Raw genomic sequence first — 268 nt, 5'->3', positions numbered from 1 at the left:
CTGAAGAAGTGCCTGAAGAAATAGACCAAAATGATGACAGCGAAGACTCAGCCGCTAAAACGACTGAGTAATTTTACCTTCGCTCATTTTCACTGAGTGGGGCGGATAAATACGTGAAAAATGTTTTGAATCTTTTGCGATTTTAAGCTCCACACCAGGATGCATTAGCTCATTAATTTTTAAGCGACTTGTCGCTAAAAGCTGCGCGATCCTTTGTTTAACTAAATACTTTTTACGTTTAGTGTTAGCGATACGTATATCAATTTGC

General features: G+C 38.4%; 1 protein-coding gene. It reads right to left on the bottom strand.

The features are described from left to right. Positions 1 to 54: 54 nt before the first annotated feature. Positions 55 to 268, bottom strand: a 214-nt coding sequence (locus tag RG959_RS24240; RefSeq protein WP_342799311.1) for a hypothetical protein, incomplete at its 5' end; no start/stop codon positions are given.

This window comes from Domibacillus sp. 8LH (assembly GCF_038806185.1).
Taxonomy (GTDB): Bacteria; Bacillota; Bacilli; order Bacillales; family Domibacillaceae; genus Domibacillus; species Domibacillus indicus_A.
Note: the sequence above shows the minus strand (reverse complement) of the source record. Positions and strands in the feature narration are given on the sequence as shown.